The 15,276-nt window shown below is 70.8% G+C and carries 15 protein-coding genes and 1 pseudogene; 1 reads left to right on the forward strand and 15 read right to left on the reverse strand.

The genetic code is table 11. The features are described 5' to 3' along the window. Positions 1-133: 133 nt before the first annotated feature. The 6 genes and pseudogenes from NITAL_RS29335 to NITAL_RS02135 form a co-directional block, all read right to left on the reverse strand. A pseudogene (locus NITAL_RS29335) lies at positions 134-745 on the reverse strand (NuoI/complex I 23 kDa subunit family protein); the annotation flags it as partial. Continuing rightward, on the reverse strand, positions 745-1,797 hold the full coding sequence (nuoH, locus tag NITAL_RS02115) for an NADH-quinone oxidoreductase subunit NuoH (RefSeq protein ID WP_052669260.1): 1,053 nt from the start codon (positions 1,795-1,797) through the stop codon (positions 745-747). The gene nuoH and the pseudogene NITAL_RS29335, both read right to left, overlap by 1 nt. A gap of 68 nt (positions 1,798-1,865) precedes the next feature. Then, the gene (locus NITAL_RS02120; RefSeq protein WP_211262148.1) at positions 1,866-3,062 is read right to left on the reverse strand and encodes an NADH-quinone oxidoreductase subunit D; all 1,197 of its coding nucleotides are present in this window, start codon (positions 3,060-3,062) and stop codon (positions 1,866-1,868) included. After that, the gene (locus tag NITAL_RS02125) at positions 3,059-4,144 is read right to left on the reverse strand and encodes an NADH-quinone oxidoreductase subunit C (RefSeq protein WP_052664433.1); all 1,086 of its coding nucleotides are present in this window, start codon (positions 4,142-4,144) and stop codon (positions 3,059-3,061) included. The genes NITAL_RS02120 and NITAL_RS02125 overlap by 4 nt, the downstream gene beginning before the upstream one ends. A 1-nt stretch (position 4,145) precedes the next feature. Then, a complete protein-coding gene (locus NITAL_RS02130; RefSeq protein WP_052669266.1) occupies positions 4,146-4,703 on the reverse strand; it encodes an NADH-quinone oxidoreductase subunit NuoB in 558 nt (185 codons plus the stop codon). Then, on the reverse strand, positions 4,673-5,056 hold the full coding sequence (locus tag NITAL_RS02135; RefSeq protein ID WP_052664434.1) for an NADH-quinone oxidoreductase subunit A: 384 nt from the start codon (positions 5,054-5,056) through the stop codon (positions 4,673-4,675). The genes NITAL_RS02130 and NITAL_RS02135 overlap by 31 nt, the downstream gene beginning before the upstream one ends. A 370-nt stretch (positions 5,057-5,426) precedes the next feature. On the opposite strand from NITAL_RS02135, the gene NITAL_RS02140 reads away from it, so the two are divergent. Next, positions 5,427-5,885, forward strand: coding sequence for a hypothetical protein (locus tag NITAL_RS02140; protein WP_052664435.1), 459 nt, complete (start codon positions 5,427-5,429; stop codon positions 5,883-5,885). 4 nt (positions 5,886-5,889) lie between these two features. Here NITAL_RS02140 and NITAL_RS02145 read toward each other — a convergent pair whose 3' ends face one another. The 9 genes from NITAL_RS02145 to nuoI are packed head-to-tail and all read right to left on the reverse strand — an operon-like array spanning position 5,890 to position 15,251. Then, positions 5,890-6,564 carry a uracil-DNA glycosylase gene (locus tag NITAL_RS02145; protein ID WP_052664436.1) on the reverse strand — a complete coding sequence of 225 codons (675 nt, stop codon included), beginning with the start codon at positions 6,562-6,564 and terminating at the stop codon, positions 5,890-5,892. Next, on the reverse strand, positions 6,561-7,262 hold the full coding sequence (locus NITAL_RS02150) for an LmeA family phospholipid-binding protein (protein WP_052664437.1): 702 nt from the start codon (positions 7,260-7,262) through the stop codon (positions 6,561-6,563). The genes NITAL_RS02145 and NITAL_RS02150 overlap by 4 nt, the downstream gene beginning before the upstream one ends. Then, on the reverse strand, positions 7,259-8,320 hold the full coding sequence (locus tag NITAL_RS02155; RefSeq protein ID WP_052664438.1) for a polyprenyl synthetase family protein: 1,062 nt from the start codon (positions 8,318-8,320) through the stop codon (positions 7,259-7,261). The genes NITAL_RS02150 and NITAL_RS02155 overlap by 4 nt, the downstream gene beginning before the upstream one ends. A 1-nt stretch (position 8,321) precedes the next feature. Next, positions 8,322-9,968, reverse strand: coding sequence for an NADH-quinone oxidoreductase subunit N (locus NITAL_RS02160; protein ID WP_052664439.1), 1,647 nt, complete (start codon positions 9,966-9,968; stop codon positions 8,322-8,324). Beyond that, a complete protein-coding gene (locus NITAL_RS02165; RefSeq protein WP_052664440.1) occupies positions 9,965-11,461 on the reverse strand; it encodes an NADH-quinone oxidoreductase subunit M in 1,497 nt (498 codons plus the stop codon). Before NITAL_RS02165 ends, NITAL_RS02160 begins: the two co-directional genes overlap by 4 nt. A gap of 3 nt (positions 11,462-11,464) precedes the next feature. Continuing rightward, a complete protein-coding gene (nuoL, locus tag NITAL_RS02170; protein ID WP_211262150.1) occupies positions 11,465-13,540 on the reverse strand; it encodes an NADH-quinone oxidoreductase subunit L in 2,076 nt (691 codons plus the stop codon). A 1-nt stretch (position 13,541) separates the two neighbouring features. After that, a complete protein-coding gene (gene nuoK, locus NITAL_RS02175; protein ID WP_052664441.1) occupies positions 13,542-13,841 on the reverse strand; it encodes an NADH-quinone oxidoreductase subunit NuoK in 300 nt (99 codons plus the stop codon). 3 nt (positions 13,842-13,844) lie between these two features. Beyond that, on the reverse strand, positions 13,845-14,627 hold the full coding sequence (locus NITAL_RS02180) for an NADH-quinone oxidoreductase subunit J (RefSeq protein ID WP_052664442.1): 783 nt from the start codon (positions 14,625-14,627) through the stop codon (positions 13,845-13,847). Further along, entirely contained in the window at positions 14,628-15,251 is a 624-nt protein-coding gene (nuoI, locus tag NITAL_RS26150; RefSeq protein ID WP_425413688.1) for an NADH-quinone oxidoreductase subunit NuoI, read from the reverse strand. It lies immediately after the preceding gene. Positions 15,252-15,276 lie beyond the last annotated feature (25 nt).

Consider the following 15,276-nt stretch of genomic DNA (forward strand, 5'->3'; position numbering starts at 1 on the left):
CCTTCTCCTTCTTGACCCACGCGGCCTTGGCCTTCGACCGGGCGATGCGCTCGGACTTGCCCTCGGCGATCAGCGCGTCGTAGGTCTCCTGGTCGATCTCGCCCTTGCTCTCGACCTTGATCTCGGCCTTCTTGGCCTTCGGCGCCTCGGCGGCAGCAGCGTCCCCCCCGGCGGCCGCCTCGGCCTGCTCGGCCTCGGCGGCCTTCGCCGCCTCGAGCTCGCGCTCCTGCTCGACCTTCTCGATCGCGGCCGCGACCTCGACGATCGTGTCCGCGCCGTCGTCGAGCGCCGGCGGCGGGGGCACGGTGTCGGCCCACGCCCGCAGCTTGTCCATCTCGTGGATCAGGCCGGGCATCTGGTACTCGGCGTACTCGAACTCCGGGCTCCACCACAGCGCATCGAAGGGGCAGACCTCGACGCAGATGCCGCAGTACATGCACAGCGAGAAGTCGATGGCGAAGCGGTCGAGCACGTTGCGGGTCCGAGCGCGTCCGCCCTCCTTGGCGGGCGGCACCGTCTCCTTGTGGGAGTCGATGTAGATGCACCAGTCGGGGCACTCGCGGCTGCACAGCATGCAGACGGTGCAGTTCTCGTCCATCAGGGCGATGACCCCGCGCGTGCGCGGCGCGAGGACCGGACGCTCCTTGGGGTACATCTGGGTGACGGGACGCTGGAACAGGTGCTTGATGGTGACGCCGAGCCCCTTGAGGAGCCCGACACCCGGGGGGGACGAGGCGACGGGCATCAGAAGACCACCTTCAACACGGCGACGGCGGCGAGGTTGACCAGCGACAGCGGGATGAGCACGAGCCACGACATCCGCTGGAGCTGGTCCTCACGCAGGCGCGGGTAGGCGACCCGGGCCCACACGAAGACGAACACCAGGGCCATGACCTTGCCCATGGTGACGCCGACGCCGAGCAACGTGCCCCGGAACCCGCAGTCGAAGAGGCCTGCTGCCCCCTCGCAGCCGGGCAGGGGCACGCCCGGCAGGATCTGCCAGCCGCCGAGGTAGAGGACCACGATCAGCGCCGACATCGTGATCATGCCGGCGTACTCGGTCAGCATGTACATCGCGTACTTGATGCCCGTGTACTCGGTCATGTAGCCGAAGACGAGCTCGGAGTCGGCGATCGGCATGTCGAACGGCGGGCGCGACAGCTCGGCCATCGCGGCCAGGAAGAAGATGCTGAAGCCGATGATCTGCGGGAACACGAACCAGACGTTGATCTCGGTCCCGGGGAGCATGAAGCCGCTCTGTGCCTCGACGATGCCGACCAGCGACAGCGTCCCCGCCTGCACGGCGACGGCGACCGCGGCCAGGAACAGCGGCAGCTCGTAGGCGATCAGCTGGGCGGCGGCGCGCATGCCACCGATGAGCGAGAACTTGTTGGCCGACGCCCAGCCACCCATCAGGATGCCGATCACCGTGATGGAGGTGATGGCCAGCGCGTAGAACAGCCCGAGCTCGAGGTCCTCGGCCCAGACACCCGGCCCGAGCGGGACGACCAGGAAGATCAGCATCGCCGGGACGAGGGCCACACCCGGCGCGATGGCGAACACCCACCGGTCCGCCGCGGCCGGGATGATGTCCTCCTTCTGGATGAACTTGATCCCGTCCGCCACCAGCTGGAGCGAGCCGAAGGGGCCGGCCTCGACCGGGCCACGGCGGTGCTGCATGCGGGCCATGGCCTTGTGCTCGAGGTAGCCACCGATCAGCGGCACCACGAAGAACAGACCGAGCACGAACGCGATCTTGAGCAGGACCGACAGCCAGTAGGCACCGTCGATGTCCATGACCGACGGGGCCGCCTGGCCCAGCACCGTGTTCGAGGTGAGGGCCGCGCCCTCCGTCAGCAACGTCATCATCGGTCGATGTCCCCCACGACGAAGAAGACGCTGCCGAGGACCGAGATCGCGTCGGGCACGAGCACGCCGTCGAGCAGGTACGGGATGGCCTGGACGTTGGAGAACGACGGTGTGCGCATCTTGATGCGCCACGGGGTGCGACCGCCGTCGGACTCGAGCCAGTAGCCGAGCTGGCCGAGGGGGTTCTCGGTGCGCACGTAGGTGCGACCCTCGGGCGCCTTGACCATCTTCGGCAGCTTGCTGTTGACCGGACCCGACGGCATGTGGTCGTGGATCTGGTCGATGATGTCGAGCGAGGCCCGGATGCGGCGCAGCAGGACGTAGAACCGGTCGAACGAGTCGCCGTTCTCACCCACCGCGACCGGCACGTCGACCTCGTCGTACTTGAGGTACGGCTCGGTGACGCGGACGTCCTCGGGTAGCCCGGTGGCCTGCAGCGTCGGGCCGGTGACCCCGAACGACAGCGCCACCTCGGTCGGCAGCGGGCCCACACCCTTGGTGCGGCCCTGGAAGATCTCGTTGCCGAGGACGAGGTCGTCGTAGTCCTGGAGGCGGCTGCGCACAAGGGCCGAGACCTCGGCCGACCGCTTCAGGAAGCCCTTCGGCAGGTCGATCTTGACCCCGCCGACCTGGTTGTAGGTGAAGTGCAGGCGTCCGCCGGTGGCCGACTCCATCAGGAACTGGATGTCCTCGCGCTCCCGGAAGGCGTAGAACATCGGGGTGATGGCCCCGAGCTCGATGGCGTACGAGCCGACGAACATCAGGTGGTTGAGGATCCGGTTCCACTCCGCCATCAGCATGCGGATCCACTGGGCGCGGTCGGGGACCTCGAACTCCATGAGGCGCTCGACCGCGAGGGCGACCCCGAGCTCGTTGGAGAACCCCGACAGCCAGTCGTGTCGGTTGACCAGCGCCATGATCTGGCGGTAGTCGCGGTGCTCAGCGAGCTTCTCGAAGCCGCGGTGCATGTACCCGATGACCGGCGTGGCGGCCTTGACCCGCTCGCCGTCGAGCTCGAGCACGATGCGGAACACCCCGTGCGTGGCCGGGTGCGCCGGACCGATCGAGACCGACATGTCCTGGGTGGCGAAGGCGCCGCCACCGTCGACGACCTCGAGGGCCATGGTCTCGCCGGGTGCGGTCCCCGGGTGCAGGTGCTCGCGGGTCGACTCGCGGGTGGAGAGGTCGCTCACGTTCGATCCTCGTCCGTGTCGGGCGCGCCACCGTCGGCGGACGCCGTCCCGCCGGTCTCGGGCTCGCTGGAGGTGGGGCCGCCGCTGGCGGCGGCACCGGCAGCCTCGGCCTCGGCACGACGCTCCTCGGCCTTGCGGGCACGTGCCTCGGCCTGACGCTTGCGCGCGTCGTCGGCCGTCTCGCGCGCCGAGGCGGCGGCGTCGGCGTCGGTCGCGCCGTCGACCTCGCGCGCCTCGGTCGCCGTGGCTGCCGCGTCCGCTTCGGCGTCGGCCACGTCCGCCGCCGCCTCGACCGCCGCCTCGGAGGCCTGTTCCTCGGCGCGCTCGGCCTCGTGCTCGATGTCGCCGGCGAGCACCGCACCGGAGTCCGAGGCCAGATCGGCGTCCTCGGCACGGTCCTCGACCGCCGCGCCGGACTCGCTCGCGGTCTCCGGCACGGGGTTGGCGAGCTTGGCCTGCTCGGCCATGGCCTTGTCGAGCTCGTACGGCCCCGGCGCGTCACCGAGGCGCGGCTCACGCTCGATGACGTTGCCGTCCTCGTCGAGCTCGGCCGGTTCCTTGACCCCGGGCCACGGCTTGGCCACGCGGGAGGCGAGCGGAAAGTCCTTGCGCAGCGGCCACCCGTCGAAGTTCTCGACGGTCAGGATGCGCGGGGCGAGCCCCGGGTGACCCTCGAACTCGATACCGAACATGTCCCAGGTCTCGCGCTCGTGCCAGTCGGCCCCGCGGAACAGACCGGTCAGGGACCCGAGGGTCGGGGCCTCGCGGCCGCCTGGGCAGCGGGCGCGGAGCGCCAGCCGGGTGCCGGTGGACGTCGCGTAGAGGACGCAGACCACGTCGAAGCCGTCGTCGCGCGCGTCGATGCCGAAGAGGCAATCGAAGAGGTCGTAGGCGAGCTGCTCCTCGTCACGGCAGCGCTCGGCGACCTCGACCCACCGGTCGGGGGCGACGTCCACGGTCAGCGTCGCCGAGGCATCGGACATGCCGGTGATGGCGTCGTCACCGAGGCGGTCGCGCAGCAGCTCGACCTGCTCGTCGGGGGTGAGGGCGCGGTCGCGCCGCGCGAGGACGGAACCGGCCACGTCAGGCTCCGAACGCCGGCTGGGCGCCGGTCTCGCCGATGGTCAGCGGGTCGAGTCGCCGACCCGCGATCCGGTCCTTGAGCGACTCGTTCTGGATGCGGTCCTGCAGCGCCACGATGCCGTCGAGGAGCGCCTCCGGACGCGGCGGGCAGCCGGGCACGTAGATGTCGACGGGGATGATCTGGTCGACGCCCTTGGTCACCGAGTAGCTGTCCCAGTAGGGGCCGCCGCAGTTGGCGCACGACCCGAACGAGATGACGTACTTCGGCTCGGGCATCTCCTCGTACAGGCGACGGACGGCGGGGGCCATCTTGTCGGTCAGCGTCCCGGACACCACGAGGAGGTCAGCCTGACGCGGCCCGTGCGCGAACGGGATGACGCCGTGGCGGATGAAGTCGTGGCGCGACGTCGAGGCGGCGATGAACTCGATGGCGCAGCACGCGAGCCCGAAGTTGAAGCACCACAGCGAGTACTTTCGCCCCCAGTTGAAGACGTACTTGATCGGCTTCGGGAGCTCGACCTGGTCGACTAGTCCCACTGCAGTACCCCCTTCTTCCAGGCGTAGGCCAACCCCTCGAGCAACGTCCCGATGAACAGGAACATCGCCACCAGCGCGTAGGTCGCCGACGGGGTGGTGGTGGCATCGAGCGTGCCGACGATGACGGCCCACGGGAACAGGAAGATCACCTCGACGTCGAAGATCACGAAGAGGAACGCGAACACGTAGTAGCGGATGTTCATCTGGGTCCAGCCGGTGCCCACCGCCTCGACCCCGCACTCGTAGGTCGTCAGCTTCAGGGGTGACGGCACCGACGGTCGCATCAGCCGGTTGACCAGCATGATGACGGCGTACAGCGCGGCGCCCACGACCACCAGGATCGCGAAGGTGCCGTACTGCTCGAAGAAGCTCACCCGGGCCCTCCCGGCGGTCCGCCGCCGTGGCGGTGATCCGACGCAGCGGCGCTGCGTCGGTCACCGTCGTCCGCTTCGAAGATCGATCACCCGGAACACACACGCGCACGCCGTGAGGAGGGTGTGCGCGGGCGAGGGTGAATGCGGCCCGAAGGTCGGACCGCGAGGGGGGATGCTAGCAACCGGCCAGACAGCTCCCCAACGGGCGAGGGTGCCGCGCACGTGCACGACGAGCGGTGCGGGCGGGCCTCCGAGATGGGGGCCCCGCGGACGCGGCGTGCACGGTCGTGACCGGCCCTGCGAGGGTACCCACCCTGGATAGCCTCACACGCCACCCCCTGATCCTGACCGGCCTGGCGAGGAGGGCGCCGTGACCCCTGACGCACCCCCCGAGCCCGTCCGCCTGCCCCCGCCGGCGGGCCGCGCGTTGCGCTGGTCGGTGGCCGCCATCGTGGTCCTGGTCGGCGTGATGCAGATCGCCGTCGGCGCTCAGGTCGGCCGGGCCGGCCCCGCCATCGGCGGCACCATCCTGGTGGTCCTCGGGGCCATCGTCGCCACCGGCGCCGGGCGCGGCACGGTGATCGGCCGCGGCGGCATCCACGCGCCGAACCGGCTCCGTGACCGTCAGCTGCCCTGGTCCACGGTCGCCGCCCTCCGTGCCCGGCCGGTCGCCAAGGGCCGGGTCCAACTGCTGGTGGAGCGCGAGGGACACCCCCCGGAAGCAGCGGTCCGCATCGCGGTGCTGCGGCCCGCCGACGCGGAGCGGTTGCTGCCGGCGATCGCGGCCCACGCTGCCGCCCACGACGTCCCGTTCGACGGGCCCCGCTGATCGGTCAGGCCAGACGCCAGTCGACGGGCGGTGCGCCCTGCGCCTCGAGCAGGGCGTTGGCCCGCGAGAACGGCCTCGAGCCGAGGAAGCCACGGTTGGCGGAGAGTGGCGAGGGGTGGGCCGACTCGATCCGCGGCACGCCACCGAGCCGTGGACCGAGCGAACGCGCATCACGTCCCCAGAGGATCGCCACCAGCGGCCGGCCCCGGGCGACCAGCGCATCGATGATCGCATCGGTCACCACCTCCCAGCCGCGACCGCGGTGCGAGGCCGGTGCACCCGGCCGCACCGTGAGGCACCGGTTGAGCAGGAGGACCCCCTGATCGACCCACGGCGTCAGGTCCCCCGTCGGCGGGATCGGATGGCCGAGGTCGGTGTGGTACTCGGCGAGGATGTTGCGCAGCGAGCCCGGCACGGGACGGACCTCGGGTGCGACGGCGAACGCCAGCCCGATCGGGTGGCCCGGGGTGGGGTACGGGTCCTGCCCCACCACCAGCACCCGGACCTCGTCGAAGGGCCGGGCGAGGGCCGCGAACACCCGATCCCCCGCCGGCAGGAAGCCCCGGCCGGCCGCCCGCTCCGCGCGCAGGAAGTCGCCGAGCGCCTCGATCCGCTCGGCGACCGGCGCGAGCACGGGCTCCCAGCCCGGCCCGACGAGGTCGGGGTAGCCCCGGGTCACGCGCCGCCCGCCAGGCCCGCCCGTCCAGCGCCGAGGCCGAGCGGCTCCTGACAGCCGCCACCGGTCCCGACGCCCGGCACCACGTCGAGCGCCAGGGCCCCGTGCAGCGCCCCCTCCTCGATGGAGAGGTCGGTGACCCGCGCCGTCTCACCCGGCGGGAAGCTGTGGCCGATACCGAGCCGCTCGAGCAGTTCCCCACCCCGCACCGGGCGCAGACGAACCGTGCCGTCCCCGCCGACCTCGACCTCGACGTCCAGGGTCACCGGGACCACCGAGCTGCCGAGGGTGGCCACATCCGGTCGCAGCTCGACCTCGACCGGGACGCCGAGGGGGACCACGGAGCGGAGGATCCGCTCGAGATCGGCCTCGTCGACCCGCAGATCGAGGTCGGCGCGGGCCACGTCGGGTGCCCCGACCGCCCAGGGCAGGTACGCCTGCTGCATGGTGAGCCGGGCGTCCGCGAGCCGCAGGTCGCCGGCGACGACCCCGGTGGCGTGCAGTTCGACGTCGCGGGCGCGCCCCACCAGCAGGCGCGGCACCACCGGCCGTGCGACGGACGTCACCTCGAGGTGGTCGTAGGCGACGCAGCGGGACACCACCGACCCGATGATGCGGGTGGCCACCGGGATGGCCGCCAACTCGAGCACCAGCACGAGCGCGACCAGCACGAGCACCCCGATGCCGAGCGGGCGCCTCACCCCGCGCGGTGGAGGGCGTACTCCGCCAGGCGGGTCAGCGCCGTCACGATCCGTCGGTCGCCGAACCGTTCGAGCTCGGACACCGCCGCGGTGACGTAGGTCCCGGCGGTGTCACGGGCCCGGTCGATCGCGTCCGAGCCGCGCAGGAGCTCGATCGCCCGGGCGACCTGCTCGTCGGACGGAGCGCCGTCACCGAGGAGTCCGGCGAGCTCGCCGTCGGCGTCGTCCTCGAGCGCGTAGAGCACCGGCAGGGTGCGCACGCCCTCCTTGAGGTCGGTGCCCGGCGTCTTGCCGGACGTCGCCTGGTCCGAGTCGATGTCGAGCACGTCGTCGGAGAGCTGGAAGGCCATGCCGACGTTCCACCCGTACCGCGCCGCCGCTTCGACCCCGTCCTCGTCCACGCCGGACAGCAGGGCGCCGTAGCGACAGGAGGTCGCGATCAGGGAGGCGGTCTTGCCCGAGATCGCCTCGAGGTAGTGCTCGAGGGTCGGTTCGATGGTGGGCACCTCTGGCAGCAGCGCGCTCATGGAGCCCTGGACCTCGCGGATCTGGCCCTCGCACAGGGCCGCCAGCGTCCGGGCCATGATGCGTGTCACCTCGACACCGAGGTCGGCCGACAGCGCCGACGCACACGAGAACAGGTAGTCGCCCGTCAGGATGGCGACGGTGTTGTCCCAGCGGTGGTTCGCGGACGGGGCGCCGCGGCGGGCCGCTGCCTCGTCGATGACGTCGTCGTGGTACAGCGTGGCGAGGTGCACCAACTCGACGATGACGCCGGCATCGACCAGCTCGGAACGCTGGACGCCCCCGGCCTGGCCGTCAGGTCCGAGGTGACCGGCGAGCGCGACCATCAGCGGGCGGAACCGCTTGCCCCCTGCGGCGAGCAGGTAGCGGGCGGCCTCGTCCACGAACGCGTGGCTGGACCGGACCTGGGCGTGCAGCCCGACCTCGACCCGGTCGAGGGTGTCGGTGACGGGGAGGCCGTGGCTCTCGAGCTGGCCGAGGACCGGCTCGGGGATGGCCAGGCGGGCGCCCCTCGGCTCGCTGGAGGTCGTCACGTCAGCGCACCAGAACAGCGGCGTTGTCAGCCAACTGGAGGACGACCTGCGGCTGGATGCCGAGGTAGACCACCAGCGCAGCCGCGACCGAGACGCCCGTCGATATGCCGGGGCTGACGATCGGCAGGGCCTGGTCGACCGGGGTCTCCTCGAGGAACATCGTGCCGGCGATCCGCAGGTAGAAGAAGGCCGCGATGACCGAGCTGATGACACCGACGACCACGAGCCAGGTCAGCCCGGCGTTCACCCCGGCCTCGAAGATGGCGATCTTGCCGACGAACCCGGCGGTCGCCGGGACGCCGGCGAGCGAGAGCAGGCACACCGACAGGATGCCGGCGAGGGCAGGCGACGAGCGGCCGAGCCCCCGCAGGTCAGCGAGGGTCACCTCGCCTCGACGGCGGCGTTCGAGGGCGATGACGCACCCGAACGCACCGATGGTCGCGACCGCGTAGGTCAGCAGGTACCACAAGGTGGCCGACAGCCCGGCGTCCGACAGGGATACCACTCCGATGGTCGTGTACCCGGCGTGGGTGATCGACGAGTAGGCCAGCATCCGCTTGAGGTCGTGCTGGACGACCGCGACGTACGCCCCGTACAGCATCGTGATGGCGGCCAGTACCGACAGGGCGGGGACCCACATCGCCTCGAGCGAGGGGAACGCGACCAGGTAGAGGCGCAGGATGGCGGCGAACCCGGCGGCCTTCGTCGCGGCCGCCATGAAGGCGGTCACGTTGGTCGGCGCGCCTTGGTAGACGTCCGGCGTCCACAGGTGGAACGGGGCGAGCGCGACCTTGAAACCGACGCCGACGGTGACGAGAGCGAGGCCGAGGGCGGCCAGGACCGGGGTCGTGGTCACCAGCCCGAGCGTGCGACCGATGGTCGGCAGATCGATCGATCCGGTCGCGGTGTAGATCAGCGCCATGCCGTACAGGAGGATGGCCGACGCCACCGCGCCGAGGATGAAGTACTTGAGGGAGGCTTCCTGCGAGCGGCGGTCGCGGCGGGCGAGACCGCAGAGGATGTAGAGCGCGATCGACAGGACCTCGAGCGCGACGAACAGCGTGATGAGGTCGTTGGCCGTGCCGAGCGCGGCCATGCCGACCACCGACAGCAGCAGCAGGGGCGCCACCTCGGACCGGTTGATCGCCCGGTCGCGCATGTAACCCTGGCCGAGCGGCAGGACCAGGAGGGCGGCGAGGTAGACCGTCAACCGGGTGAAGAACGCGATGCCGTCGTTGGCGACCGACCCCTGCATGGCGGACTGGGCGGTCATGGTCGCCGCGCCCGGCACCATCTGCTCGGTGAACTGCCACACGGTCAGCACCAGCGCGCCGAGGAGCGACGCCGCGGCGACCCACGCACCGATGAGCGTGGGCTTGCGTGGGACCACGGCCGTCACGGCGGGGACGGCGAACGCGAACCCCACCGCGACCGCCCCGGGCACGACCAGGTCCCGGGCGATCAGCGCCGCCCCGAGCGCGACCCCGAGGACCAGGGTCGGCACGCCGACGAGCAGCTGGCGCCGGCGACCGGCGACGGCGACGAGCAGGAGCAGCAGCGCCGCGATCGTGGGCAGGAGCTCGGGTGCGAAGGCGGACCAGGCGATCTCGGGGATCGGGACCGTCGGGGTGGTCTGGGCGAGGATCACGGCTGGACCTCCACGATCGCGCCAGCCGGCTCGAGCTCCGTGGCGCCGGCCTCGACCAGCACCCGGTCGACCGACGGCTGCACGAGGTCGAACAGTGGCTTGGGGTAGAGCCCGATCGCGACGATCAGCACGACGATCGGCGCGAGCACACCGATCTCACGGGCCTTCAGATCGGTGGTCGCCAGGTTGTCGGCCCCTTCCAGCGGACCGTGGAACATCCGCTGGTAGGCCCACAGCAGGTACAGGGCCGCGAGCACGGCACCGAAGGAGGCGAGGATCGCGGCCCACCGCGAGGTCTGGAAGGTGCCGAGCAGGATCGGGAACTCGCCGACGAAACCGTTGAGGCCGGGCAGGGCCAGGGAGGACAACGACACCACGAGCCAGAGGCCGGCCATGATCGGGACCTGCTTGGCCAGCCCGCCGAAGGCGGCGATCTGCCGGGTGTGGCGCCGCTCGTAGAGGAACCCGATGAGCAGGAACAGGGCCCCGGTCGACAACCCGTGGTTGACCATCTGCACGACCGATGCCGACGTCGCCGTGGCGTTCAACGCGAACGTGCCGAGGACCACGAAGCCCATGTGGCTCACCGACGAGTACGCGATGAGCTTCTTGATGTCGTGCTGCATCAGGGCGACGACCGCGCCGTAGAGGATCCCCACCACCGACAGGCCGAGCAGCCAGGGGGCGAACTCCGCGGTCGCGTCGGGGAACAGCGGCAGGCAGTAGCGCAGCAGCCCGAACGTGCCCATCTTCAGCAGGACGCCGGCCAGGAACACCGACCCACCCGTGGGTGCCTCGGTGTGGGCGGCGGGCAGCCAGGTGTGCACCGGCCAGATCGGCACCTTGATCGCGAACGCGAGCAGGAAGGCGCTGAAGAGCCAGCGCTGTTCGGTGATGCCGAGCTGGAGCTGGCGGATGCCCTCGTAGTCGAAGGTGCCGGCCTGCCCGTGCAGGTACAGGATCGCCACCAGCATCAGCAGGCCGCCGAGGGTGGTGTAGAGGAAGAACTTGACCGCGGCGTAGCGGCGCAGCGCACCCCCCCAGATGCCGATGATCAGGTACATCGGCACGAGCGTGAACTCGAAGAACACCACGAACAGCAGCAGGTCGGTGGCGGCGAAGACGCCGAGGACGGCCGTCTCGAGCACCAGGAACGCCGCGACGTAGCCCTTCAGGCGGTCGGTGACCTGGTGCATCGAGGCCAGCAGGATCAGCGGGACCAGGAAGGTGGTCAGGACGATCAGCGCGAGGCTGACCCCGTCGACGGCCACCGAGAAGGTCGCGTTGATCGTCGGGATCCAGGCGACGGTCTCGGCCAGCTGCAGGCCGGCGTCACCGACGTCGAAGCGGACCAGCAGCACCAGCGAGGCGACGAACGCCGCCCCGGAGCTGAGGTAGCCGACCAGCCGCGTGGTGCGGTCGTCGGTCTCGAGCAGAGCGAGCGCGAGGGCCCCGATGAGGGGCAGCGCGATCGTGAGCGTCAGGAGCCCCATCGACTACCTCACCTGGATCAGGACGACGGCGACCAGCGCGAGCGCGCCGACGAGGAGACCGGCGACGTAGCTGCGGACGAGGCCGTTCTGGACGCGACGGCTCACCTGCCCAATACCGGTCGAGAGCGCACCCGCGCCGTCGACCGCGCCGTCGATCACCCGTCGGTCGAACCACTCGAGTCGGGCGCCGAACCAGCCGCCGGCCCGGACGAGGACCGACTCGTACAGCTCGTCGACGAAGAACTTGCGCTCGAACAGCTCGGCGAGCGGGCCGCGGACCGGCTCGGCCATGCGGCCCTGGCTGATGTCGCGGCGGACGTAGGCGAGGTAGGCGAGGCCGATGCCGAGACCGGCGGCCACGAGCGAGATCGCGATCAGGTGGAACTCGGTGAGCGCGCCCGCAGCCTCGTACCCGAGCTCGCCGACCCCGGCGACGGCCGGCTCGAGGAAGTTGTACAGCGGCCCGTGGTGCTGGAAGCCGAGGGCGGCACCACCGACGGCGGACAACACCGCGAGGATGACCAGCGGGACCGTCATCGACGGCGGCGACTCGTGGGGGTGCAGGCTCGAGACGTGGGCGTCCTGCGAGGACGGGGTCCTCCCACCGGTGTGCGCCGGCGGGACGCTCTCGCCGAGGCCGCCGGTCGTGGCAGCCCGGGTGGTCGCCGCGTGGGTGGCGACCCCGGGCCGCGGCGCCTTCCAGCGTGGCTCACCGAGGAAGATCAGGAAGAACCAGCGGGACATGTAGAAGGCCGTCAGGAGGGCCGTCACCAGGCCGATGAGGTACAGCGGCAGGTGGCCGTGCATGTACGCCTCGGTCAGGATCTGGTCCTTGGAGAAGAAGCCGGCGAAGGGGAAGACGCCGGAGATCGCCAGCCAGGCCACGGCCGAGGTCCAGAACGTGATCGGCATGAGCTTGCGCAAGCCCCCCATCCCCCAGGCGTCGGTGCGGTTCGCCATGGCGTGCATGACCGACCCGGCCGCCAGGAACAGCAGGCCCTTGAAGAACGCGTGCGTCACGAGGTGGAAGATGCCCTCGCGGAACGCGCCGACGCCGACGCCGAGGAACATGTAGCCGAGCTGCGAGACCGTCGAGTAGGCCAGGATCTTCTTGATGTCGTCCTGCCGGATGGCGATCAGCGCTGCCATGAAGGCCGTGAGGCCACCGATCCAGCCGATGACCTGCATCGCGTCGAGCGACTGCACCAGCACCGGTGAGGTCCGCACCAGCAGGTAGACACCCGCGGTGACCATGGTCGCGGCGTGGATCAACGCGGAGACGGGGGTCGGACCGGCCATGGCGTCGGGCAGCCAGACGTGGAGCGGGATCTGCGCCGACTTGGCTGCGGCCCCACCGAGCAGCAGCAGGACCAGCGCCAGCGCGACGCCCGAGGACAGCTCGCCCGCCTGGGGCAGGAACTCGGTGAACGTCAGGGTGCCGAAGGTCGCGAACGTGAGGAACATGGCGACCATGAACGACACGTCGCCGATGCGGTTGGTGATGAACGCCTTCTTCGCCGCGGTCGCGTAGGCGGGCTTCTCGAACCAGAACCCGATGAGCAGGTAGCTCGACAGGCCGACCAGCTCCCAGCCGAGGAAGAGGGTGAGCAGGTTGGCCCCGAGCACGAGGATCAGCATCGAGGCGAGGAACAGGTTGAGGTAGGCGAAGAAGCGCTCGTAGCGAGCGTCGCCGTGCATGTAGCCCAGCGAGTAGATGTGGATCAGCAGGCCCACGCCGGTCACCACGAGCAGCAGGACCGTGGTCAGCTGGTCGACCAACAGGTCGAAGCCGACCTGCAGCGCACCGGCCTCGATCCAGGTCGGCATCGGGCGGATGTGGGTCGCCGGCTCGGCGAGCACCTGGAGGAAGATCAGGACGGCCAGGACGAAGGTGAGCGCGGAGGCCCCGGTGGCGATCCAGGCGGCGTGCTCACGCAGCGTCCGGGTCAGCACCAGGACGGCGAGGAACCCCAGCAGCGGGATGACGGGCAGGAGCCAGGCGAGGCCGATGGCGCCGGAGGTGGTCGAGACGACCTCGTTGGCGACGGCGGCGCCCTCTGCGGCGAGCAGGAACGACACGTCAGGACCTCAGCAGCTGGGGGACGTCGACGTCGAGCGTCCCGCGACGGAAGAAGAGGTTCACGATCAGCGCGAGGCCGACCACCACCTCCGCCGCGGCGACGACGATGACGAAGAAGACGAAGACCTGGCCGTCCGCACCACCCCACGCGCGGGCGGCGGCAGCCAGGGTCAGGTTGACGCTGTTGAGCATCAGCTCGATGCACATGAACAGCACGATGGCGTTGCGGCGCACGAGCACGCCGGCCAACCCCGTGCAGAACAGCAGCGCGGACACGACGAGGTAGTAACCGATCGGCACGGCTCAGCCCTCCCGATCTGGGATCTCGTCCCGGCGCCGGCCGGGCAGTTCTGGCTTCTCGTGCTCCACCCGCTGGTCGGAGGCCTCGGAGACGCCCGCGAGCTCGTCGGCGAGCACGTCGGCCGGCACGTAGGTCCCGGCACCGTCGACGGGGAGCGGGTCCTCCTCGTCATCGGGTTCGGGGTCGGTCCGGCGTCCGAGGATCGTGGCGCCGACGGTCGCCACGACCAGCAGCAGGCCGGCGAGCTCGAACGAGTAGGTGTGCCGGGTGAACATCCGCTCCCCGAGGAAGCTGACCGAGCCCTGTTCCTCGGCCTCGAGTGCCGCTTCGAGCCCGACGCACCGGCCGCCCGCGCCCGACGTCGCCCCCTGGTTGCACACGCTGTCGTCACCCGTGTACGGGCCCACGATCCCGACGAGGAGCGCACCGGCCAGCGCGGCGACACCGGCGACGGCCAGGATGGCGTTGCGCCTGGAGGTGACGGCGAGCAGGTCGTCGCGGCTGACGCCGAGCAGCATGATGACGAACAGGAACAGCACGACGATGGCGCCGGCGTAGACCAGGATCTGGACGATCGACAGGAAGGTCGACTCCAGGGCGAGGAAGAGCCCGGCGATGGCGAGCAGGTTGAGCACCAGCATCAGCGCCGCGTGCACGATGTTGCGCATCGTGATGACCGCGACGGCGGACCCGAGCGCGATGGCCGAGAACACGTAGAAGACGACCGTCTCGGCCGTGCTCGGATCGGTGGCCGCGACGTCCGCGGCCTGGGCCAGCAAGGTCATCTAGCGGCCTCCCTGGCGGCGGGGGATCGACGTCTGCGTCCCCACGGTGGCGGGGTCGGCTGCGTCCTCGTCGGTGTCCGGGAGGTGTCCGGTCGGGACGACCTGACCGGCGCGCGCCGACGGTGCGTTGGCCGCCGGCTGGAACCGGCCACCGGCCAGCAGCGGTGGCGTCACGGCGAGGCCACCGTAGTAGTTCAGCGCCCGCCGACGGACCTGACGGTCGGCCTGGGGGGTGCCGTCGCCGCCCTCCGGCACCGCGGTGATCAGCTCCTCTTTGGTCCAGATCAGCTCCTGACGGGTGGCCGCCGAGAACTCGAAGTCGTGGGTCATGGTCAGCGCCCGGGTCGGGCACGCCTCGATGCACAGGCCGCAGAGGATGCAGCGGTTGTAGTTGATCTGGTAGTCCTCGGCGTACCGCTCCCCCGGTGAGTACCTGGCCTCGACGGTGTTGTCGGCCCCCTGGACGTAGATGGCGTCGGCGGGGCAGGCCCAGGCACACAGCTCGCAACCGATGCACTTCTCGAGCCCGTCGGCGTACCGGTTGAGCTGGTGCCGGCCGTGGAAGCGCGGCGTCAGCGGGCGCGGGTCCTCGGGGTAGGAGGAGGTCTCGACCGGGCGCACCATGTTGCGCAGCGGCACGGAGAACCCG

The sequence above is a fragment of the Nitriliruptor alkaliphilus DSM 45188 genome (assembly GCF_000969705.1).
Classification (GTDB): domain Bacteria; phylum Actinomycetota; class Nitriliruptoria; order Nitriliruptorales; family Nitriliruptoraceae; genus Nitriliruptor; species Nitriliruptor alkaliphilus.

What these genes read in the sequence shown, in the direction of transcription:
- NITAL_RS02180 (WP_052664442.1), bottom strand. Translation starts at nt 14,627, where the DNA reads ATGACCTTGCTGGCCCAGGCCGCGGACGTCGCGGCCACCGATCCGAGC.
- nuoH (WP_052669260.1), bottom strand. Translation starts at nt 1,797, where the DNA reads ATGGACATCGACGGTGCCTACTGGCTGTCGGTCCTGCTCAAGATCGCG.
- NITAL_RS02165 (WP_052664440.1), bottom strand. Translation starts at nt 11,461, where the DNA reads ATGGGGCTCCTGACGCTCACGATCGCGCTGCCCCTCATCGGGGCCCTC.
- nuoI (WP_425413688.1), bottom strand. Translation starts at nt 15,251, where the DNA reads ATGGTGCGCCCGGTCGAGACCTCCTCCTACCCCGAGGACCCGCGCCCG.